This is a genomic window from [Clostridium] scindens (assembly GCF_019597925.1).
Lineage (GTDB): Bacteria > Bacillota > Clostridia > Lachnospirales > Lachnospiraceae > Clostridium_AP.
Map to the genome: position 1 here is coordinate 359,551 of NZ_CP080442.1, position 20,666 is coordinate 380,216.

A 20,666-nucleotide genomic window follows, 5' to 3' on the forward strand; every position below is an offset into this window, starting at 1 on the left:
CCACTTAATTGTGCGTACTTTGCACGAAGAGATGGCTCTGCTATGATGGACGTATAGAAAAATGGCGAGGAGAAGGTGGCAGGTATGATAGATGACAAAAGAAGATCATCAAGATATATAGATGCAGATCAGGCGGCTGTCCAGTTAAGGAAAGAAATCAGGCGGGCAGATGCCATAGTGATTGGGGCGGGGGCAGGGCTTTCGGCCTCAGCGGGCTTTTCTTATTCCGGAGAGCGTTTTTATGAGCACTTTCAGGATTTTGCGGATCAATACGGATTTCGGGATATGTATACAGGGGGATTCTATCCGTATAAGACTTTGGAAGAATACTGGGCCTATTGGAGCCGGTATATTCTCCTGAACCGGTATCAGGAGGCACCCAGGCCGGTGTATCGCCAGCTGCTGGAAGTTATCGGGGAAAAGGATTATTTTGTTCTGACTACCAATGTGGATCACTGTTTCCAGAAGGCAGGGATTGACAAGCAGCGCCTGTTCTATACCCAGGGAGACTATGGATTATTCCAGTGCTCTAAGCCTTGCCACGACAAGACCTATGACAACGAGGCTGTCATCCGGGAGATGGCAGAGCGGCAGGAAAATATGAGGATTCCATCAGAACTGATCCCTTATTGCCCTATCTGTGGCAGGCCGATGTCCATGAACCTTCGCGCGGATGCGAGTTTTGTGGAGGATGATGGCTGGCATCTTGCAGCCGACAGATACGCCAGGTTCTTGCGAGAGCACAAGAGGAATCGGGTGCTGTTCCTGGAATTGGGGGTGGGATACAATACCCCCGGGATCATAAAGTTCAGTTTCTGGAAAATGGCTGCCCAGTGGCCGGATGCGGTATATGCCTGCATAAACCAGGGGGAGGCATATGTTCCGGAAGAACTGGCCGGAAGATCCATATGCGTGGACGGGGATATCGGGGAGATATTGCTGCGCCTGGAGGAGAAGGAATAAAATATAGAGGCATGGCCCAAGATTCGGGCCATGCCTTTTATCGTGAGTTTTTCATTTCATTTTCTTTTCGTTTTTGGTATGATGTTATTATCTGCTATTTTGGAAGGCTATTTTTTAGAGATGCTCTAAGTCAAGTATTTTATATGCATATACATTATTAAAGGAGGAACCATTATGGAAATGGAAGGTATGAAGATAGAGACGATGAAGATAGGGGACAATGCGGGGATTCCCGCTGTCGTATGGGGAGAAGCATCCGACCGGGTGATTATCGCCGTACATGGGAACTTGTCGAATAAAGCGGATGCTCCCATCCGCCATCTTGCTGTGCATGCGCTGCCAAGGGGATATCAGGTTCTGAGTTTTGATCTGCCTGAGCATGGAGACCGAAAGGAAGAGCCCACTCCATGCAAGATCCAGTACTGCGTGGAGGATCTGAAAGTGATCATGGCATATGCAAGATCCAGATGGAAGAAGATCAGCCTGTTTGCCAATAGCATGGGCGCTTTTTTCAGCCTTCTGACTTATCCGAAGGAGCCCATTGAGAAGGCACTGTTTTTATCGCCGGTGGTGGATATGATGCGCGTGATAGAAAATATGATGGCCCGATTTGGCGTGACGCAGGAACGGCTGAAGAAAGAGCAGACTATCGTGTCCCCGGACGGGCAGAAGATGTACTGGGATTATTACTGCTATGTAAAGGAACATTCCGTAGGAGAATGGAAGGTTCCCACATATCTGCTATACGGAAGTCAGGATAGCATGTGCGAGAGTGATACGATATATAAGTTTGCAGAACGATATTCCTGTGATCTGGAGATTGTGGAAGGGGCAGAGCATTTTTTCCATACAGAAGAACAGATGCAGGCGCTGGACAGGTGGCTTTGCAGATGCCTGTAGGGGAAGATAAAGAAAGCATCAGCAGGCAGAATACTGCCCGTTGATGCAAGCCTTCTTATCGCATAAACTGATTGATTACATGAAGCACGCCGTCTTCGTCGTTGGACTTTGTGACAAAATCCGCCTTTTCCAATACGGCGGGCTGTGCATTGGCCATGGCGACGCCAAGTCCGGCCGTCTCGATCATGGTGATATCGTTGTATCCGTCGCCGCAGCAGATCATCTCGTCCGCCGTAAGGCCGCTGCTGGTCAAAAGGCGGAGAAGCGAATGGGCCTTATCGATGCCAGGAGGCATGATTTCCAGAAAGAATGGATCGGAGCAGTATACGCTTAAATAAGAGCGGAAATGGGCGATGATCTCCTTCTGAATCTTGCTTATGACAGCAGGATCGCCAGTAATCAGGAACTTGTTCGGCGCTTCTTTAATATGAGAAAGGAAGTCGTCAGCCCGGATAATGGGCATATGGTTGATGCGCGATTCCAGTTCCGTATATTGATTAGGGCAGATGCCCGAGATCAGCGCGTCCGGCGTATAGGTGACAAGATCCAGCCCCTGATCCTTATATTCCAGGACCATGTCATAGATGGGCTTGGCGCAGTCCATCGGAAGCGTCTTGTTGTATATGATTTCTTTGGTCTGGCAGTTGGTAATGCGCCCTCCGTTGAAGGAGAGAATGTAACTGCCGTAATCTCCAAGGTGAAGCAGTTCGGCAAGAGGGGCCACGCCATTGGTGGGGCGCCCGCTTGCCAGAACTACTTTCTTTCCCTGTTCTTGTATTTCGATCAATGCCTTTAATGTTGGCTCTGATATCTCTTTGCTTGAGTTGGTAAGTGTTCCGTCCAGATCCAGTGCCAGAATCTGATAATTCATAATTGTACTCCTGTAATATATTTATCCATATATTTTATCTGTATATTTTCGTTCTAAGTATCTTCGTTCTATATATTTTTCAGCGCTTCGACGATCGGTGTCAGATCCATGCCATGGGAGGCTTTGACCAGTACGTTGTCGCCGTCTTTAATGAGATCTTTCATGACATCCAGGAAGTCTGCTTTGTTCTCGAACCAAAGTCCCTGGGTAGAAGAACCGTTTGTGGCGCCGTCCACCAGTTCCTTTGCCAGGTGGCCGATTCCGCATACCAGGTCGATGCCGTGGGCAGCAGCGTATTCCCCTACTTCCCGGTGAAGTTCTTTCTCGTTATTTCCAAGCTCGCCCATGTTGCCAAGGACGGCAACTTTTCGTCCGATGGCCATATCCAGCACGTCGATCGCTGCCTTCATGGATACCGGATTGGCATTGTAGCAGTCATCCAGGATGATCAGGCGATCCGTCTTGATGATATTGTTGCGTCCCGGGATGGAGGGAAGTCCTTCGATTCCGGCCTTAATCTCTTCGGAAGTGAGATGAAGGGTATAACCGACTGCCGCACCTGCCAACGCATTAGAGATCATGTGGGCGCCTGGCAGTGGAACGACGCATTCAAAGGAGGATTCATCCGGCAGATGGATCGTGCAGGAGGTTCCTCTAAGTCCCAGGGGCTGGATATTGTCAGCATAGAACTGGCAATTCTCTCCAAGTCCGAAAAGGATAGGAGTGGCGCCTTTGATCGGGCCAACCTGCGAGAGCAGGTCATCGTCCCCGTTTAATATGATCGTTCCGCCATCCTTCATATCCTGGATCATCTTCGATTTTTCCTGGAGAATGCCTTCGCGGGTCTTAAAGAATTCCAGGTGTGCAACGCCGATATTGGTAATGACGCAGATATCCGGGCTGGCAACCGAAGAGAGGCGGCGCATCTCGCCGAAATGGTTGACGCCCATCTCCAGTATGGCTACCTGATGTTCCTCGTTCATCTCAAAGATTGTGAGAGGAAGCCCCCATTCGTTATTGAAGTTGCCGATGGTCTTGTGTACCTGATATTTCTGGGCGACTACAGAAGCGATCATCTCTTTGGTGCTTGTCTTTCCTACGCTTCCGGTAATTCCCACAACCTTGATGTCAAAAGAATCCCGGTACAGCTTGGCAATATCAAGAAGCGCTTGTCCGGTGGATTCCACCAGGATGTAAGAGAAATCCGTATCTCCCAGGTCTTCGTGGGAGATGACGCATAATGCGCCCTTTTCTATAGTATCAGGGATGAACTGATGTGCGTTGACATTCTCGCCGTCTATTGCGACGAACAGATAACCTTTCTGTACCTTCCGGCTATCGATCACTACGCCTTCCACTTCCATGCCCAGCTTGCTTTCGTCTCCGTGATAGACGCCTTTACAGGCTTTGGTAATGTTTTCCAGGGTAAGGTTCTTCATTTTCCTTGTCCTCCTTATTTTGTGAAAATACGACCAGGCCTCTGCCCCAGGGGCAAAGACCTGACAGTTTCTAGTCTTGGTAGCGTGTTTTCATGGATTCTTCAATAATTAACTCGCACAGGTCGCCATAATCAACCCCGATGGCTCTGGCTGATTTGGGAATCAAGCTGGCTGGAGTCATGCCTGGCAGGCCGTTCATTTCCAGACAGTAGAACTTTCCATCCGTCTCATCGACAATGAAGTCGGCGCGGGCATAGACATCCATGTGCAGCACCCGGAAAGCCTTCTCGCCGGCGCGCTGGATCTTTGCCTGGGTCTTATCATCCAGGGATACTGGAGGACAGAGTTCCTGAGCGCCGCCGTCCTGATACTTATTCTCGTAATTGAAGATTCCGTCTTTTGGAATGATCTCGATCAGCGGAAGGGCCTTTCCTGCGACGATGCTGCAGGCATACTCCCGCCCTTTGATATAAGGCTCGATGACGACTTCGTCTTCGCGATTTACATCGAAGGAGCAGCGGATGGCCTCCCGGTATTCCTCTTCTGTATGAACGATATATACCCCGATGCTGGAACCGCCGGAACATGGCTTTATGACAAGCGGCAGGTAGTAGCCCAGCTTCTCAAGGGGAGTATCCTTGGTGTCACGGTTCAGGGAAGTGCCTCTTGGCGTAGGCACGCCGGAACGCTTGAAGATCTGCTTGGCAACCAGTTTATCCATGGACAGGGCACAGCCAAAGGAATTAGGTCCTGTATACTTGATTCCAAGAATATCGAAGGTTGCCTGGAGTTTCCCGTTTTCTCCAACAGAGCCGTGAAGCCCCATGAATGTTATGTCAGCAATACGGCATAGATCAATAACATTCGGGCCAAGGTAACAGTCGGACTGGTCCGGGCGCGAAGCCTTCAGCGCTTCTAAGTCAGGCGTGGTAGTCTTGATGCCATCTGCGATCTCGAGCCCGCCGCCAGGCAGGTCGAATACCTCTTCCAGCTTATCGGGATCATAAGGTAATCCGAAGAACACATCCAGCAGATATGCCTTGTGCCCTTTTTCTCTCAGAGTTCTGCAAATCCCGGCGCCTGATATGAGCGACACGTCGCGTTCAGGGCTGAGTCCGCCTGCTAATACAATAATTCTCATAAAAAATAGTCTCCTTCTAGTCTGTCATGCTCATTTGATCCAACAAGGATTTCTTCACTTCATAAAGCTTAGGGGATAGATCCACGTATACTTGATGCGGATAGAAGAGACGCTTGGTCTCATCCCACAGTGTCTTCTTTTCGTTCCTGCAGTATTCGGCGATCTCCATTACTGACGGAGACTTGTATATGCACGCTCCATTCTTGAATACCGGTACCAGAATCTCGCGCATGGTATAAGAGCCGCCCGGGAGCTTCGTCTTTTTCCAAGTCTCGATGGGATCGAAGAGAAGCATATCCTCATCCGTGTTAAATGTCTCTCCTACGAAGCAGATCAAGTCAGCTTTTACTTTGCCTGTTGTTTTATCATATATCCGATAGATGGTTTTGTTACCAGGATTGGTAATTTTTTCTGTATTTTCCGATATCTTTATCTTAGGCTCGAATGTGTCATCCTCCTCTGACTGGATGGCGGCAAGCTTGTATACGCCGCCGAAAGAAGGGCAGTCCTTGGAAGTGATCAGGTTTGTTCCGACACCCCAGGAATCAATGGCAGCGCCCTGCATCTTCAAGTCATGGAGCAGGTACTCGTCCAGATCATTCGAAGCACAGATGGATGCATCGGCAAACCCTGCCTCGTCAAGCATCTTGCGGGCTTCTTTGGAAAGATAGGCAAGGTCGCCGCTGTCTAAGCGGATGCCATACTTCTTAAATGGCTTTCCAGCCTCTTTAAACTCCTGGAATACCCGGATTGCATTTGGGACTCCAGACTTTAATGTATCATAGGTATCTACCAGAAGAGTACAGTTATCCGGATACATATCCGCATAGGTCTTGAAAGCAGTATATTCATCCGGAAAACTCATGATCCAGCTGTGTGCATGGGTTCCCATAACCGGAACATCAAAGAGCTTGCCCGCAAGGACATTAGAGGTTCCTACACATCCACCGATCATAGCGGCCCTTGCTCCGTACAGGCCTGCGTCCGGCCCCTGCGCCCTTCTTAACCCAAATTCCATGATACCATCGCCATTGGCGGCAAATACCACGCGGGATGTCTTGGTGGCGATCAGAGACTGATGGTTGATAATGTTCAAAATTGCCGTCTCTACCAGCTGTGCTTCCATGATCGGCGCAATTACCTTCAGAAGCGGCTCTTTCGGAAAGACTACCGTTCCCTCGGGAATCGCATAGATATCTCCGCTGAAATGGAACCCGCTCAAGTAATGCAGGAAGTCTTCGCTGAAGATTCCCAGGCCTCTTAAATAGTCAACGTCCTCATAGGTAAAGTTCAGATTCTTGATATAATCAATGACCTGATCAAGCCCGGCGCAAACGGAATAGCCGTTGTTGCAGGGATTCTGGCGGAAGAATACATCGAAGATGACCTTCTCGTTCTGTCCCTTTGCGTAATATCCTTGCATCATTGTTAATTCATACAAGTCTGTCAGCAAAGTTAGATCTTGTCTGTTCATTTCTCTTTAATACTCCTTTTTATCTGGCAGTGTAACCAACTGCATTATAATATGAATATAAATTCCGTTATATTATAGCACTTGAACGGTAAAATGTAAAAGAAAAAAGTAGTCCTTGTCGAACAGTCCGATTCATACTATAATAATAGAACAAGTGTTAATTATGAAAGAAAATAAGGAGGAGTCGGAAATGACCCCAGTTTATGAAGTAAGGACAAAGCATACAGAGCAAGTCCTGAAAGATTTTATCTCATTTAAAGAAGCTGAAAGGAATGCACATATTACTTTCCGTATCGTGATGCTTGGCATCTGCGACGTTACCCTGGCGTATCTGGGAAAGGGATCTGCGCTGACCTATATATTCGGGATCCTGGCAGTCCTGACATTCGCGTTTGCGCTGGCAAGAAAGCCCATCGGCGTACGCAGGCTTGCTAAGGCAGATAAGAACTATCAGAACCAGAGCGAGATACATTTTATCTTTGGAGAGAGCGAGTTTCGGATAGAGAATCCGGATGCAGGGGAGCCGCAGCGGGTTAAGTATGGAGAAGTGGCGTTCATGTATACGGATAACAAGTACTATTATATTAATGTTAACAACGAAGACATGCATATGATTCCCAAGGGGGATTTCACGCTTGGGAGTTCAGAAGGGTTCTATGATTTTATCATGGACAAGACAGGAAAGCAGTTAAAGCCTTTGAAACTTACCTGGAAGATGAAGACCAACATACTGAAGCAGGCATGGATGGAAGTCCAGAGCCAGAAGAATACAGATAAGAAATAGGACAAGATGGCAAAGAACCAGGCGCTTATACAAGCGCCTGGTTCTTTTTGATTGTCTCTAATATGATATTCTGGCAATAGTCCCCGATATGCTTGCGTGTCTCCTTGTCGAGATCGTTTGGATAGATCGGCTTTCCATATTCCAGAATTACATGCGTCTTCTTAATCCGCGGAAACTGCTTCTCGAAGATGGAGATCGTATTGTTCATGCACATAGGAACAATTGCGCATCCAGTCTTCTCGGCAATCTTAAAGGAGCCATTGTGGAAGGGAAGGATGCTAAGTTCCTCGCCGTCATTCCTGGTGCCCTCCGGAAAGATACAGATAGATATGCCTTTCTTGACGTAGTCAATGGCTGTCAGGATGGTCTTAAGGCCCTCCTTTGGATTATCCCTGTCCAGGAAGAGGCAGTACAGCCGCTTCATCCAGTCGCGCAGAAGGGGATACTTGAGCATCTCCTTTTTGGCAATATAGCCTGTCAGCCTGGCGCAGCGGGAGTAAGTAAGCAGAATATCAAAATAACTCCTATGATTGCCGATGAAAAGTACCGGCTCATCCGGAATGTTTTCTTCCCCGATCACGGTCACCTCTACGCCGGATACCTTGAGCATTACTTTAAAAGCCCACTGCACCAGCCGAAGGCTCTGGTAATCGCAGGCCTTCTTATTGAACTTCCCAATCAGCCACTCGACCCCGAGCACGGGGATTCCAAGAACCAGATAAAGGCCTAAGAATAGGGCCACAATTATAAATCTAATCATCTGTATAACCTCTCAATCCAGATATTTTAGTCGTAGCATAATTATCCTCCATGCGGAGAAAGATGTAAAGTGCAAAACTAATATTTCTCAGGTTTTCGGAAGAAAGTCTTCTGAAGGAAGCCCATCAGCCTCATGCTCAGGAGAAATTCAGTCATTCCGCCTTTCTGGCGGTGACGTGCGGACGTCTCAACCAGGGCGTCGACCACCTTCTCCGTGCGATCCCGCAGTTCCCCGGTCAGATGCGCGGTCAGGGGCTCTGTAGCCAGGGTCAGTTCCGAGAAATGGTAGTAAGGATTGGCTGCCATATATAGGAAGGTGTCGTAACTGAAGCGGCACTGTTCTACCTTCATGGGTTCGTCTTCTGGCAGGAACTGGAAATAATGGTAAGCCCCCAGACACATAAGCGTGCCCCGGCTTACCGGATATTCCCGGGTGTTGACTACGATCTTGCCGTTACTGTCACGGAAATACAGCAGGGTGATGCCGCTGTTCTTCTTTAAGACCGTCTGCGATGTGACGATCTTGCTTACGGCAGTCACGGGAAACTGGAAGTCCTCTTTGGAGTAGTATTTCGCGCTTGCAAAAAGCGGCGGATAATTGATGGAGTTTTTGGACTTTGTCATTGGTTTTCACCTCCCCGGTAGAGACTCCGGTATTCGCCAGGCGTCATCTTATAGAGTTTGTTAAAGGCCCTGGAAAAGGAGCGGCTGCAGTTGAACCCTACATTTACCGCCACATCCAGCACCGGAAGATTCGTCGTAAGCAGAAGGGCTGCAGCATGACGCAGCCTTGTAAGGACGGTGATGTCCTTGTAGGACGCGCCGAATTTCTCCTGGACCAGCTCCCGGATAACGCTCTCGGACAGATAGAGGGACTTGGAGGCGTCCTTGATGTCGATGGGAGATGAAAAACTTGCATAGGAGTGATTCAGCACATCCATCAGCATCTGGCTCATGATCATGCCGCGGTATACCTTCTCCCCGCTCTCCAGCATCTGCTTGCGATATTCCAGAGGCGTCGTCCCGGTATATTTCTTAAAGATGCGGTAGAAGGCTACTTCCGAGGAAAATCCGGAATGCTCGGCCACGTATGACAGAGACATGTCTTCGTAGAGAAGCGCGCCGGAAGCGATATTCACCCGTACGCGGTTCAGCGTGTGGGCAAAGTTGTAACCGCTGATATTGCGCAGTTCCCGGTTCAGCGTAGAAGCGTTGGTAGAAAAACGCTCAGCCACGCTCTCGGCCGTAATGTCCTCGGCAAAATGGGAGCCGATATAAAGGGTTGCCTGCCATCCAAGAGGCCAGTCCTTGTCCTGGTCTTTCTGGCTTTGATGGATGCCATGCTTGATGAAAAAGTACGCAAACTGCCCAAGGATGGAGACCTTTATCAGTGAACTGCCAGGATCGAAGCAGGAATCTTCCTTTTCAAATTCATCGAATAAATCCCGGATCTTTTGCTGATATACTCCTTCCAGCCGGATAACGGGGAGGGCGACCATAATGGCGTCCACCGTATCAGGGCTTGGTTCCCTGAGCGCCAGAAAGGAAGAGAGCGGATAGTCATACACGCAGATAGACAACTCAAGAGGATCGTCGGAATCCGCTTTGATCGTGAACGTGTGGTACGACTGAAGCCAGACGAAGGTACTCTGTTCAAATGGGAACTCTACGCCATTGATCGTAATTGTGCCGCATCCGGAATTCACCAGTATGAAAAGGGACTCATTTTCACAGATGGGCGGGGTGATGTCGCTGATGGTATGCTTCTGCAGGCGCAGATATTTGTCCTTTCCGGTAAAGACAGAATGGACAGGGCTGCCACAGATGGGCTTGGATTTTATTGTGTTTGGCATGGTAATGCTCCTTCCTTAACTAGGCGAGTCTGAAAATTATGTTAGAAGTTATAAATCTGATAGTATTATAGCACATTTTGTCCCTTAATCAATTAGATATTACCAACAAAAAGTAATCTTTACTATTGTAAGATGCCACGAAATTATCCGATATTGTACCAGGCAAAAATGTTAAAGTTATATCAAGCAAAAGAAGAAAATGTTGAAAAAATGTACAAATAGCACGAAGAAAAGATATTAAGCATTAAGAAAATGCACAAAAAATCAGCGTGTGAGAGGGAGGGCAAGGAGTTGAAGCGTGACTTTTTTAACAAGTTTAATTTGGGGACATCGAACTTTGTCACGCCGGGAAAACAGTTGGAATACGTTTCGGAATGCAAGCCAGATTCTACTGCGGTCATTTGCTTAGATAAAGAACAGAACTGTTCCGTTATTACTTGGCATCAGCTGCACGTCTATTCCAGCCAGCTGGCATGGTACCTTATAGAAAATGAGATTGGCCCGGGGTCGATCGTACTTACAATGTTTCCGAACAGCATCGAGCACATTATTGCGGTATTTGCAATCTGGAAGGCGGGCGCCTGCTATATGCCCATGTCCTATAAGGCGGCGGAATCCGAGATCAGGGAGGCCTGCGATACCATCCACCCGAATGCGGCTTTTGCGGAATGCAAGATTCCAGGATTAAAATTCTGCCTTAGCGCAGACGAGATATATGAGGCGATGGAAGGAAGATCCAAGGAGATGCCTTCGGACCGTCTGGCCAATCCGAACATGATATCCTTATCAGGCGGAACCAGCGGAAAGATGAAGTTCATCCGTCAGAACCTTCCATGCGGGCTGGACGATGAGACGATCAGAAGTTGGTCTTTGATGTCCGGAATGGGATTTGAGCAGCGCCAGCTGCTGGTAGGCCCGCTGTTTCTTGGCGCGCCTCACTCCGCGGCGTTTAATGGACTGTTCATGGGCAACACCCTGGTACTGACCAGGAACCTTTGCCCGGGAAATATCCTGAACATGATTAAGAAATATAAGATTGAATTTATACAGATGGTGCCGACCCTGATGAACCGGCTTGCCAAGCTGGAGGGAGTCGGAAAAGAAGACTTTGCATCCCTGAAGGCGCTGTGCCATACAGGGGGCGTCTGTTCTCCCTGGCTTAAGCAGATCTGGATCGACCTGCTGGGGCCTGAAAAGATCTATGAGATGTATTCCATGACGGAATGCATCGGCCTTACCTGCATCCGGGGAGACGAGTGGGTGAAGCATCCGGGAAGCATCGGACGGCCAGTGGGCGATAGCAAGGTGTCTATCCGGGATGAGAATGGCAAGGAAGTTGCGCCTTTTGAGATTGGCGAGATCTATATGACAGCGCCGGCCTCCTATCTGGTTACCGAGTACATCAATTGGGAACCGCTGGAAGTGAAAGAGGGAGGCTTCCGAAGCGTAGGGGATATCGGCTACGTGGATGAGCAGGGCTATCTGTACTTTTCTGACCGGCGTAGCGACATGCTGGTATCAGGCGGAGAAAATGTGTTCGCCACCGAGGTCGAAACGGCGCTTTTGAGATATAAGGATATCCTGGACGCTGTAGTGGTAGGGATACCGGATGAAGATCTGGGGCGAAGGCTCCATGCGGTCATTGAGACAGGGAAAGAGATACCGGCAGAGGAACTGAAAACATTCCTGAGAAAGTATCTGACTCCATATAAGATACCAAAGACGTTCGAGTTCGTAAGGAGCATACGAAGGGGAGACAATGGAAAGGCCGACAGGAAGCGGATCCTGGAAGATTGTATTGCCCGCGGGGTATGATTCTATAAATGCAAAGAAAACAAATTATATAAAGGAGGAGTAACAAAATGAGTTACGAAGCACTTTTTTCACCATTCAAGGTCAGAGGACTGGAACTTAAAAACCGTATCGTCCTGCCTGGAATGAACACCAAGATGGCAAAGAACAAGCACGACATAGGCGAGGATATGATAGCCTACCATGTTGCCAGGGCAAAAGCGGGATGCGCGTTAAATATATTTGAATGCGTAGCATTATGTCCGGCGCCTCACGCTTATATGTATATGGGGCTTTACACGGACCATCATGTAGAACAGCTTAAGAAATTGACGGATGCAGTCCATGAAGCAGGCGGCAAGATGGGCATCCAGCTGTGGCATGGAGGATTCAGCCCGCAGATGTTCTTTGACGAGACCAACACCCTGGAAACTCCGGACACTCTTACGGTAGAGAGGATTCATGAGATCGTAGAAGAATTCGGACGCGGCGCAAGGATGGCTGTTCAGGCTGGATTTGACGCAGTAGAATTCCATGCGGCTCACAGTTATCTGCCTCACGAGTTCTTAAGCCCTGGAATGAACAAACGTACGGATGAGTACGGCGGAAGTTTTGAGAATCGCTGCAGATTCTGTTATGAAGTCGTTCAGGCAATCCGTTCTAATATCCCGGATGACATGCCATTCTTTATGCGTGCAGACTGCATCGACGAATTAATGGAACAGACCATGACAGAGGAAGAAATCGTTACATTTATCAATAAGTGCGCAGAACTTGGCGTGGATGTGGCAGACCTTTCCCGTGGAAACGCGACTTCATTCGCAACCGTATATGAAGTTCCGCCATTCAACCTGGCTCATGGCTTCAACATAGAGAATATTTACAACATCAAAAAGCAGATCAATATCCCGGTTATGGGAGTTGGCCGTATCAATACAGGAGAGATGGCAAACAAGGTCATTGAAGAAGGCAAGTTTGACCTGGTAGGCATCGGACGCGCCCAGCTTGCAGATCCAAACTGGATCACCAAAGTAAGAGAAGGCAAAGAAGACCTGATCCGCCACTGTATCGGATGTGACCAGGGATGCTATGACGCAGTCATCAATCCAAAGATGAAGCATATCACCTGCACCCACAATCCAGGATTGTGCTTAGAGTATCAGGGAATGCCAAAGACAGACGCTCCTAAGAAAGTCATGATCGTAGGAGGCGGAATGGCAGGCATGATCGCTGCGGAAGTATTAAAGACCAGAGGCCATAACCCGGTAATCTTCGAGGCATCCGACAAGCTTGCAGGACAGTTCAGGCTGGCAGGCGTAGCGCCGATGAAGCAGGATTGGGCAGATGTTGCAGAATGGGAAGCAAAAGAAGTAGAGCGCCTTGGAATCGAAGTACGTCTGAATACCGAAGTGACTGCAGAGACCATTAAGGAATTCAATCCGGATAATGTCATCATCGCAGTAGGCTCTACCTATGCGCTGCCTGAGATTCCGGGAATCGACAGCCCAAGCGTATACTCCCAGTATCAGGTACTGAAAGGGGAAGTAAATCCGACAGGCCGTGTAGCCGTTATCGGATGCGGACTGGTTGGTACGGAAGTCGCAGAACTTCTGGCATCCAGAGGCGCACAGGTAATCGCGATCGAGAGGAAGGGCGTAGGTACCGGTCTTAGCATGCTTCGCAGAATGTTCATGAACCCGGAATTCAAATATTACAAGATCGCCAAGATGTCCGGAACAAATGTCACCGCTTTAGAGCAGGGCAAGGTTCACTACATCATGACAGACAAGAAGACCAAAGAAGTGACGCAGGGAGTCCTGGAATGCGACGCTACCGTTATCTGTACAGGAATTACGGCACGTCCAAGCGATGGGCTTAAGGCAAGATGCGAAGAACTTGGAATCCCGGTTGAGGTGATCGGAGACGCTGCTGGCGCAAGAGACTGCACGATCGCGACACGCGAAGGCTATGACGCAGGAATGGCAATCTAGAAAATCAGAACTTATCAATCTTACATATAGAAAGGATGATACATATGACATTAGAAGAGAGAGTTGAAGCATTAGAAAAAGAATTGCAGGAGATGAAGGATATTGAGGCAATCAAGGAACTGAAAGGAAAGTATTTCCGCTGCCTGGACGGAAAGATGTGGGATGAGCTGGAGACCACCCTGTCACCAAATATCGTAACCTCTTATTCCAACGGGAAACTGGTATTCCATAGCCCGAAGGAAGTTACCGATTACTTAAAGAGCACGATGCCAAAAGAAGAGATCAGCATGCATATGGGCCACACGCCGGAGATCACCATTGACAGCGCGACTACGGCTACGGGCAGATGGTATCTGGAAGATAGATTGATCTTTACGGACGGCAAGTACAAAGACGTAGGAATCAATGGCGGCGCGTTCTATACAGACAAATATGAGAAGATAGACGGCCAGTGGTACATCCTTGAAACAGGCTATGTACGAATCTATGAAGAACATTTCATGCGTGATCCAAAGATCCATATCACGATGAACATGCACAAATAAGAATATTGTAAAAGAAAGGCAGGAGTAAGAGTATGAATCTCGTACAAGACAAAGTTACGATCATCACAGGCGGCACAAGAGGTATTGGATTCGCCGCTGCCAAAATATTTATCGACAATGGCGCAAAAGTATCCATCTTCGGAGAGACGCAGGAAGAAGTAGATACAGCGCTTGCACAGTTAAAAGAACTTTATCCGGAAGAAGAGGTTCTGGGATTCGCGCCGGATCTTACATCCAGAGACGCAGTTATGGCAGCAGTAGGCCAGGTAGCACAGAAATATGGCAGACTGGATGTCATGATCAACAATGCAGGAATTACCAGCAACAACGTATTCTCCAGAGTGTCTGAAGAAGAGTTCAAGCATATTATGGACATCAATGTAACAGGCGTATTCAACGGCGCATGGTGCGCATACCAGTGCATGAAGGATGCCAAAAAGGGCGTTATCATCAACACGGCATCCGTTACAGGCATCTTCGGATCACTCTCAGGCGTAGGATATCCGGCCAGCAAGGCAAGCGTGATCGGACTCACCCATGGACTTGGAAGAGAGATCATCCGCAAGAATATCCGTGTAGTAGGAGTGGCTCCTGGAGTTGTGAACACGGATATGACCAATGGCAATCCTCCGGAGATCATGGAAGGATATCTGAAGGCGCTTCCGATGAAGAGAATGCTTGAGCCGGAAGAGATCGCTAATGTATACCTGTTCCTGGCATCTGACTTGGCAAGCGGCATTACGGCTACTACGGTCAGCGTAGACGGGGCTTACAGACCATAATTTTAATTTTTACTAAGTAAAATATGTGATATAGAAAAGGAGATATAAAAACATGGCTGGAATAAAAGATTTTCCAAAATTCGGAGCTCTTGCAGGGCTTAAGATACTTGACAGCGGATCTAACATCGCCGGACCTTTAGGCGGAGGCCTTCTGGCAGAATGCGGAGCAACGGTCATCCATTTTGAAGGACCAAAGAAACCTGATAACCAGAGAGGATGGTACGGCTATCCACAGAATCACCGTAATCAGCTGTCTATGGTAGCAGACATCAAATCTGAAGAAGGAAGAAAGATATTCCTTGATCTGATCAAATGGGCAGATATCTGGGTAGAGTCATCCAAAGGCGGACAGTATGACAGGCTGGGACTTTCCGATGAAGTCATCTGGGAAGTAAATCCTAAGATTGCCATCGTGCACGTATCCGGATATGGACAGACAGGAGACCCGTCTTATGTTACACGTGCATCCTATGACGCAGTAGGCCAGGCATTCAGCGGCTATATGTCACTGAACGGAACAACGGAAGCGCTGAAGATCAATCCTTATCTGAGCGATTTCGTATGCGGACTTACCACATGCTGGGCTATGCTTGCCTGCTATGTAAGCACCATTCTTACCGGAAAGGGCGAATCTGTTGACGTTGCGCAGTACGAAGCGCTGGCACGTATCATGGACGGACGTATGATCCAGTACGCTACAGACGGCGTGAAGATGCCAAGAACCGGCAATAAGGATGCGCAGGCTGCCCTGTTCAGCTTCTACACCTGCAAAGACGGACGTACGATCTTTATCGGAATGACTGGCGCGGAAGTATGTAAGAGAGGATTCCCGATCATCGGACTTCCGGTACCTGGAACCGGAGACCCGGACTTCCCGGAAGGCTTCACAGGCTGGATGATCTATACTCCTGTAGGACAGAGAATGGAAAAGGCTATGGAGAAGTATGTATCTGAGCATACGATGGAAGAAGTAGAGGCTGAGATGCAGGCACACCAGATTCCATGCCAGAGAGTATACGAGCTGGAAGACTGCCTGAACGATCCTCACTGGAAAGCACGTGGAACTATTACGGAGTGGGATGACCCGATGATGGGACATATCACAGGCCTTGGACTGATCAACAAGTTCAAGAGAAATCCTTCCGAAATCTGGAGAGGCGCTCCGCTGTTCGGTATGGATAACCGCGATATCCTGAAAGACCTGGGATATGACGATGCAAAGATCGACGAACTCTATGAGCAGGGCATCGTCAATGAATTCGACCTTGACACTACTATCAAACGCTATAGACTGGATGAAGTAATTCCACATATGAGAAAGAAAGAGGAGTAAGAGTATGAGCACCGTAGCCAATCCAAATTATAAGAAAGGTTTTGTCCCCTTTGCAATTGCAGCACTCCTGGTGAGCCTGATCGGCGGTTTTACCGCCGTTCTCGGCCCGGCCTTCGTGGCGGACCAGGGGATTGACTATAATAATACCACATGGATTTCCCTGGCACTGGCGATGTCTTCCGCCGCATGCGCTCCAATCTTAGGAAAACTGGGAGACGTGCTGGGACGCAGGACGACGCTGCTTCTGGGTATTGTGATCTTTGCGGCCGGCAATGTGCTGACAGCCGTAGCCACGTCCCTGATATTCATGCTGGCAGCCCGTTTTATCGTAGGTATCGGAACAGCAGCGATCTCACCGATCGTTATGGCCTATATCGTAACCGAGTATCCGCAGGAGGAGACAGGAAAGGCCTTTGGCCTGTATATGCTGATTTCCAGCGGCGCCGTCGTGGTAGGACCTACCTGTGGCGGCCTGATCATGAATGCAGCTGGCTGGAGAGTCATGATGTGGGTATGCGTCGCTCTGTGCGTCGTTGTATTCCTGATCTGCACATTCTCCATCAAGAAGACTGCATTTGAGAAGAAGAGCATGGCAGGATTTGACAAGCCGGGCGCAGCCCTGGTAGTCGTATTCTTCAGTTTGTTCCTGTGCATCCCATCCTTCGGACAGAATATCGGATGGTCTTCCACAGCATTTATCGCAGCAGCGGCAGTAGCGCTGGTAGCACTTTTCATCCTGGTAATGGTAGAAAAGAAAGCGAAGAGTCCGATCATGAACGGCAAGTTTATGGCACGCAAGGAATTCGTGCTTCCAGTATTGATCCTGTTCCTTACACAGGGACTTATGATGGCAAATATGACCAATGTCATCGTGTTCGTACGCTATACGCAGCCGGACAATGTCATTATATCAAGTTTTGCGATCTCCATCATGTACATAGGAATGTCCTTAGGCTCCGTTATCATTGGACCTGTTGCAGATAAGAAAGAGCCAAAGACGGTTCTGACATTCTCTCTGGTACTGACAGCCATCGGCTGTGCGCTGATGTATCTGTTCAAGGCAGATTCCTCCGTCGCTATCTTTGCGGCATCCTTGGGAATCCTTGGATTTGGCCTTGGAGGAAATGCAACCATCTTCATGAAGGTAGCGCTTTCCGGCCTGTCCAGCGAAGTAGCTGGCTCTGGTACTGGAACCTATGGCCTGTTCAGAGATATCTCGGCACCATTCGGCGTGGCAGTGTTCGTGCCTATGTTTGCCAACGGCGTAACAGCGAATATTGCGAAATACGCGTCAGGCGGCATGGAAGAAGGCGCCGCTACGGTAAAAGCAGCCATCTCATCCATCCAGACGCTGACACTGGTTGAACTTGGATGTATCGTTGTGGGAATCATCCTTGTGAGAATGCTGCCAAGAATCTATCAGAAGAAAGAGGCATAAATAAGTTAAGAAAAGAGGTAATTATAAATGGATATGAAACATTCCAGATTATTTTCGCCGCTTCAGATCGGATCCCTGACACTGTCTAACCGTGTCGGCATGGCTCCCATGAGCATGGACTATGAAGCAGCAGACGGAACTGTGCCCAAGAGGCTGGCGGACGTATTTGTCCGCCGCGCCGAGGGAGGCACAGGCTACGTCATGATCGACGCGGTGACGATAGACAGCAAGTATCCTTATATGGGAAATACAACGGCCCTTGACCGTGATGAACTGGTTCCCCAGTTTAAGGAATTTGCTGACAGAGTAAAAGAAGCAGGCAGCACGCTGGTGCCGCAGATCATTCATCCGGGTCCGGAATCCGTATGCGGCTACCGGCATATCGCTCCGCTTGGACCTTCTGCCAACACCAATGCAAACTGCCACGTGAGCAGATCGATCAGCATAGATGAGATCCATGACATCATTAAGCAGTTCGGCCAGGCGGCACGCCGCGCCGAAGAAGCAGGATGCGGGGCAATCTCCCTGCACTGCGCGCATGCGTATATGCTGCCAGGATCCTTCCTGTCACCGCTTCGCAACAAGCGCATGGATGAATATGGCGGAAGCCTTGACAACCGTGCCCGTTTCGTGATCGAGATGATTGAGGAGGCCCGCAGGAATGTGAGCCCTGATTTCCCGATCTTCCTTCGTATCTCCGGAGACGAGAGAATGGTAGGAGGCAACAGCCTTGAAGATATGCTCTACCTGGCACCGAAGTTCGAGGCTGCCGGCGTAAGCATGCTGGAAGTATCCGGCGGAACCCAGTATGAAGGCCTGGAACATATCATTCCTTGCCAGAATAAGAGCAGGGGCGTCAATGTATATGAAGCTTCTGAGATCAAGAAAGTAGTGGGCATCCCGGTATACGCAGTAGGAAAGATCAACGATATACGCTATGCGGCAGAGATCGTAGAACGCGGCCTGGTAGACGGCGTGGCTATGGGACGTCCGCTTCTGGCAGATCCGGACCTTTGCAAGAAGGCAGTGGAAGGCCAGTTTGACGAGATCACTCCATGCGCAAGCTGCGGCGGAAGCTGCATCAGCCGTTCTGAGGCAGCGCCTGAGTGCCATTGCCATATTAACCCAAGGCTTGGCCGGGAGTATGAATTCCCGGATGTGCCTGCCGAGAAGTCCAAGAAGGTACTGGTTATCGGCGCAGGCCCTGGAGGAATGATGGCTGCCGTGACAGCTGCGGAACGCGGCCATGATGTTACGGTATGGGAGGCTGACGACAAAATTGGCGGCCAGCTGAACCTGGCAGTAGTGGCTCCTGGCAAGCAGGAGATGACCCAGTGGATGGTACATCTGAACTATCGCGCGAAGAAAGCAGGCGTGAAGTTTGAATTCAATAAAGAAGCGACGGCAGAAGATGTCAAGGCGCTGGCGCCGGAAGCGGTGATCGTTGCTACAGGCGCGAAGCCGCTGGTTCCTCCGATTAAAGGAACACAGGATTATCCGGTGCTTACCGCCCATGATTTCCTTCGCGGCAAGTTCGTGATTCCGAAGGGACGCGTCTGCGTGCTGGGAGGAGGCGCGGTTGCCTGCGAGACTGCCGAGACAGTCCTGGAGAATGCACGTCCGAATTCTTATACCAGAGGATACGATGCAAGCATCGGAGATATCGATGTCACGCTTGTGGAGATGCTTCCGCAGCTCCTTACCGGCGTATGCGCGCCGAACCGCGAGCCTTTGATCCGCAAGTTAAAGAGCAAGGGCGTACACATCAACGTCAATACCAAGATCATGGAAGTAACAGACCATGAAGTAAAGGTTCAGAGACAGGATGGAACGCAGGAATGGCTGGAAGGATTTGACTATGTCCTCTTTGGCCTTGGTTCCAGAAATTATGATCCGCTTTCAGAGACCCTCAAGGAATTCGTTCCGGAAGTACATGTCATCGGCGATGCCGTAAGGGCGCGCCAGGCAAGCTACGCAATGTGGGAAGGATTTGAGAAGGCATACAGCCTGTAAAAGCGGTTTGAGTAAAAGGAGGCTTAAGAAATGGCAGTGAAGGCAATCTCAGGCAGCGACAAGGATCAGGAACTGATCATTGATACCTTGAAGCATGCCAGAAGGCAGGAGTACACGCCCCAAAGGCTGTGCGAGCTTCAGAAGATCATTGAGACCCAGTATTATTACTGGTGGATCATGGATATGAAGAAAGAAGAATTCTGTCTGGAACTGTTCGATGAAGACTTCCAATACTACTATAATGGCTATCTGGCATCAACCAAGCCAGAAGAACAGGCCAGGACATCCAAATGGGTCAATGCGCCTCTGGCAACGATGCATATGGGCCATCAGCCTCTCGTATGGCTCATGGACGAGAAAAATGCCAGAGGAATCTTCCAGTATGAGGACCACCAGGTCTATCGGGAAAGCGGCGAAGTCGTGGAGACATGGATGGTATACTGTAATGATTTCTGCAAGGATGAAAAAGGAATCTGGCACATCAAGACGATGCGTATGATCAAGCGGCAAGCTGACGGCCGCTACCATGACATCAATCCACCAGAAGGCTGGAAGCCAGAAGAGTGGGATACATGTGATTTTTAAAAAA

General features: G+C 49.2%; 18 protein-coding genes. 11 read left to right on the forward strand and 7 right to left on the reverse strand.

The annotated features are described in order from the left end of the window. Window positions 1-84 precede the first annotated feature (84 nt). Both K0036_RS01585 and K0036_RS01590 read left to right on the forward strand, forming a co-directional pair. Complete coding sequence (locus K0036_RS01585; RefSeq protein ID WP_220430561.1) at window positions 85-963, forward strand: SIR2 family NAD-dependent protein deacylase; 879 nt, start codon at window positions 85-87, stop codon at window positions 961-963. 174 nt (window positions 964-1,137) lie between these two features. Continuing rightward, window positions 1,138-1,863 (forward strand): alpha/beta hydrolase, encoded by a 726-nt coding sequence (locus K0036_RS01590; protein WP_259283365.1) that lies wholly within the window; start codon window positions 1,138-1,140, stop codon window positions 1,861-1,863. A gap of 55 nt (window positions 1,864-1,918) precedes the next feature. On the opposite strand, the gene K0036_RS01595 is transcribed toward K0036_RS01590, so the two are convergent. The 4 genes from K0036_RS01595 to K0036_RS01610 all read right to left on the reverse strand — a co-directional run bounded on the left by K0036_RS01595 (window position 1,919) and on the right by K0036_RS01610 (window position 6,788). Beyond that, window positions 1,919-2,734 (reverse strand): Cof-type HAD-IIB family hydrolase, encoded by an 816-nt coding sequence (locus tag K0036_RS01595; RefSeq protein WP_220430562.1) that lies wholly within the window; start codon window positions 2,732-2,734, stop codon window positions 1,919-1,921. Between the two features lie 68 nt (window positions 2,735-2,802). Beyond that, entirely contained in the window at window positions 2,803-4,173 is a 1,371-nt protein-coding gene (locus tag K0036_RS01600; RefSeq protein ID WP_220430563.1) for a UDP-N-acetylmuramoyl-tripeptide--D-alanyl-D-alanine ligase, read from the reverse strand. 70 nt (window positions 4,174-4,243) lie between these two features. Next, window positions 4,244-5,314, reverse strand: a complete 1,071-nt coding sequence (locus K0036_RS01605) for a D-alanine--D-alanine ligase family protein (RefSeq protein WP_220430564.1) — start codon at window positions 5,312-5,314, stop codon at window positions 4,244-4,246. A 16-nt stretch (window positions 5,315-5,330) separates the two neighbouring features. Beyond that, complete coding sequence (locus K0036_RS01610) at window positions 5,331-6,788, reverse strand: nicotinate phosphoribosyltransferase (protein ID WP_173694240.1); 1,458 nt, start codon at window positions 6,786-6,788, stop codon at window positions 5,331-5,333. A gap of 190 nt (window positions 6,789-6,978) precedes the next feature. On the opposite strand from K0036_RS01610, the gene K0036_RS01615 reads away from it, so the two are divergent. Next, window positions 6,979-7,572 carry a YcxB family protein gene (locus K0036_RS01615; protein WP_025645829.1) on the forward strand — a complete coding sequence of 198 codons (594 nt, stop codon included), beginning with the start codon at window positions 6,979-6,981 and terminating at the stop codon, window positions 7,570-7,572. 25 nt (window positions 7,573-7,597) lie between these two features. Here the strand turns inward: K0036_RS01615 and K0036_RS01620 are convergent, their stop codons facing one another. The 3 genes from K0036_RS01620 to K0036_RS01630 form a co-directional block, all read right to left on the reverse strand. Then, a complete protein-coding gene (locus K0036_RS01620) occupies window positions 7,598-8,332 on the reverse strand; it encodes a lysophospholipid acyltransferase family protein (protein WP_220430565.1) in 735 nt (244 codons plus the stop codon). Between the two features lie 77 nt (window positions 8,333-8,409). Next, window positions 8,410-8,955 carry a hypothetical protein gene (locus tag K0036_RS01625; RefSeq protein ID WP_025645827.1) on the reverse strand — a complete coding sequence of 182 codons (546 nt, stop codon included), beginning with the start codon at window positions 8,953-8,955 and terminating at the stop codon, window positions 8,410-8,412. Next, complete coding sequence (locus K0036_RS01630; RefSeq protein WP_220430566.1) at window positions 8,952-10,184, reverse strand: helix-turn-helix transcriptional regulator; 1,233 nt, start codon at window positions 10,182-10,184, stop codon at window positions 8,952-8,954. The genes K0036_RS01625 and K0036_RS01630 overlap by 4 nt, the downstream gene beginning before the upstream one ends. A gap of 291 nt (window positions 10,185-10,475) precedes the next feature. Here K0036_RS01630 and baiB point away from each other — a divergent pair, with 291 nt between their 5' ends. Genes baiB through K0036_RS01670 form a run of 8 tightly spaced genes read left to right on the forward strand, consistent with a single transcriptional unit; the run spans window position 10,476 to window position 20,662 of the window. Beyond that, window positions 10,476-11,999: a bile acid--CoA ligase BaiB gene (baiB, locus tag K0036_RS01635; protein ID WP_259283366.1), complete on the forward strand. Its 1,524-nt coding sequence runs from the start codon at window positions 10,476-10,478 to the stop codon at window positions 11,997-11,999. Window positions 12,000-12,046: 47 nt separating this feature from the next. Further along, the gene (locus K0036_RS01640) at window positions 12,047-13,966 is read left to right on the forward strand and encodes an FAD-dependent oxidoreductase (protein WP_025645824.1); all 1,920 of its coding nucleotides are present in this window, start codon (window positions 12,047-12,049) and stop codon (window positions 13,964-13,966) included. A gap of 44 nt (window positions 13,967-14,010) precedes the next feature. Then, window positions 14,011-14,511 carry a bile acid 7alpha-dehydratase gene (gene baiE, locus K0036_RS01645; protein ID WP_220430568.1) on the forward strand — a complete coding sequence of 167 codons (501 nt, stop codon included), beginning with the start codon at window positions 14,011-14,013 and terminating at the stop codon, window positions 14,509-14,511. A gap of 32 nt (window positions 14,512-14,543) precedes the next feature. Continuing rightward, window positions 14,544-15,293: an SDR family NAD(P)-dependent oxidoreductase gene (locus K0036_RS01650; RefSeq protein ID WP_025645822.1), complete on the forward strand. Its 750-nt coding sequence runs from the start codon at window positions 14,544-14,546 to the stop codon at window positions 15,291-15,293. A gap of 52 nt (window positions 15,294-15,345) precedes the next feature. After that, a complete protein-coding gene (gene baiF, locus K0036_RS01655; RefSeq protein WP_025645819.1) occupies window positions 15,346-16,626 on the forward strand; it encodes a bile acid CoA-transferase BaiF in 1,281 nt (426 codons plus the stop codon). A gap of 4 nt (window positions 16,627-16,630) precedes the next feature. Continuing rightward, window positions 16,631-18,064 carry an MFS transporter gene (locus K0036_RS01660; RefSeq protein WP_025645816.1) on the forward strand — a complete coding sequence of 478 codons (1,434 nt, stop codon included), beginning with the start codon at window positions 16,631-16,633 and terminating at the stop codon, window positions 18,062-18,064. Window positions 18,065-18,091: 27 nt separating this feature from the next. Next, on the forward strand, window positions 18,092-20,077 hold the full coding sequence (gene baiH, locus K0036_RS01665) for a 7-beta-dihydroxy-3-oxo-5-beta-cholanoyl-CoA 4-oxidoreductase BaiH (RefSeq protein WP_220430569.1): 1,986 nt from the start codon (window positions 18,092-18,094) through the stop codon (window positions 20,075-20,077). 30 nt (window positions 20,078-20,107) lie between these two features. Then, window positions 20,108-20,662, forward strand: a complete 555-nt coding sequence (locus K0036_RS01670; protein WP_220430570.1) for a nuclear transport factor 2 family protein — start codon at window positions 20,108-20,110, stop codon at window positions 20,660-20,662. Window positions 20,663-20,666: the final 4 nt, after the last annotated feature.

Excerpts from the sequence above, each read along its gene's own strand:
- K0036_RS01585 (WP_220430561.1), top strand. The coding sequence starts at position 85 with ATGATAGATGACAAAAGAAGATCATCAAGATATATAGATGCAGATCAG.
- K0036_RS01590 (WP_259283365.1), top strand. The coding sequence starts at position 1,138 with ATGGAAATGGAAGGTATGAAGATAGAGACGATGAAGATAGGGGACAAT.
- K0036_RS01595 (WP_220430562.1), bottom strand. The coding sequence starts at position 2,734 with ATGAATTATCAGATTCTGGCACTGGATCTGGACGGAACACTTACCAAC.
- K0036_RS01600 (WP_220430563.1), bottom strand. The coding sequence starts at position 4,173 with ATGAAGAACCTTACCCTGGAAAACATTACCAAAGCCTGTAAAGGCGTC.
- K0036_RS01605 (WP_220430564.1), bottom strand. The coding sequence starts at position 5,314 with ATGAGAATTATTGTATTAGCAGGCGGACTCAGCCCTGAACGCGACGTG.
- K0036_RS01610 (WP_173694240.1), bottom strand. The coding sequence starts at position 6,788 with ATGAACAGACAAGATCTAACTTTGCTGACAGACTTGTATGAATTAACA.
- K0036_RS01615 (WP_025645829.1), top strand. The coding sequence starts at position 6,979 with ATGACCCCAGTTTATGAAGTAAGGACAAAGCATACAGAGCAAGTCCTG.
- K0036_RS01620 (WP_220430565.1), bottom strand. The coding sequence starts at position 8,332 with ATGATTAGATTTATAATTGTGGCCCTATTCTTAGGCCTTTATCTGGTT.
- K0036_RS01625 (WP_025645827.1), bottom strand. The coding sequence starts at position 8,955 with ATGACAAAGTCCAAAAACTCCATCAATTATCCGCCGCTTTTTGCAAGC.
- K0036_RS01630 (WP_220430566.1), bottom strand. The coding sequence starts at position 10,184 with ATGCCAAACACAATAAAATCCAAGCCCATCTGTGGCAGCCCTGTCCAT.
- K0036_RS01640 (WP_025645824.1), top strand. The coding sequence starts at position 12,047 with ATGAGTTACGAAGCACTTTTTTCACCATTCAAGGTCAGAGGACTGGAA.
- baiE (WP_220430568.1), top strand. The coding sequence starts at position 14,011 with ATGACATTAGAAGAGAGAGTTGAAGCATTAGAAAAAGAATTGCAGGAG.
- K0036_RS01650 (WP_025645822.1), top strand. The coding sequence starts at position 14,544 with ATGAATCTCGTACAAGACAAAGTTACGATCATCACAGGCGGCACAAGA.
- baiF (WP_025645819.1), top strand. The coding sequence starts at position 15,346 with ATGGCTGGAATAAAAGATTTTCCAAAATTCGGAGCTCTTGCAGGGCTT.
- K0036_RS01660 (WP_025645816.1), top strand. The coding sequence starts at position 16,631 with ATGAGCACCGTAGCCAATCCAAATTATAAGAAAGGTTTTGTCCCCTTT.
- baiH (WP_220430569.1), top strand. The coding sequence starts at position 18,092 with ATGGATATGAAACATTCCAGATTATTTTCGCCGCTTCAGATCGGATCC.
- K0036_RS01670 (WP_220430570.1), top strand. The coding sequence starts at position 20,108 with ATGGCAGTGAAGGCAATCTCAGGCAGCGACAAGGATCAGGAACTGATC.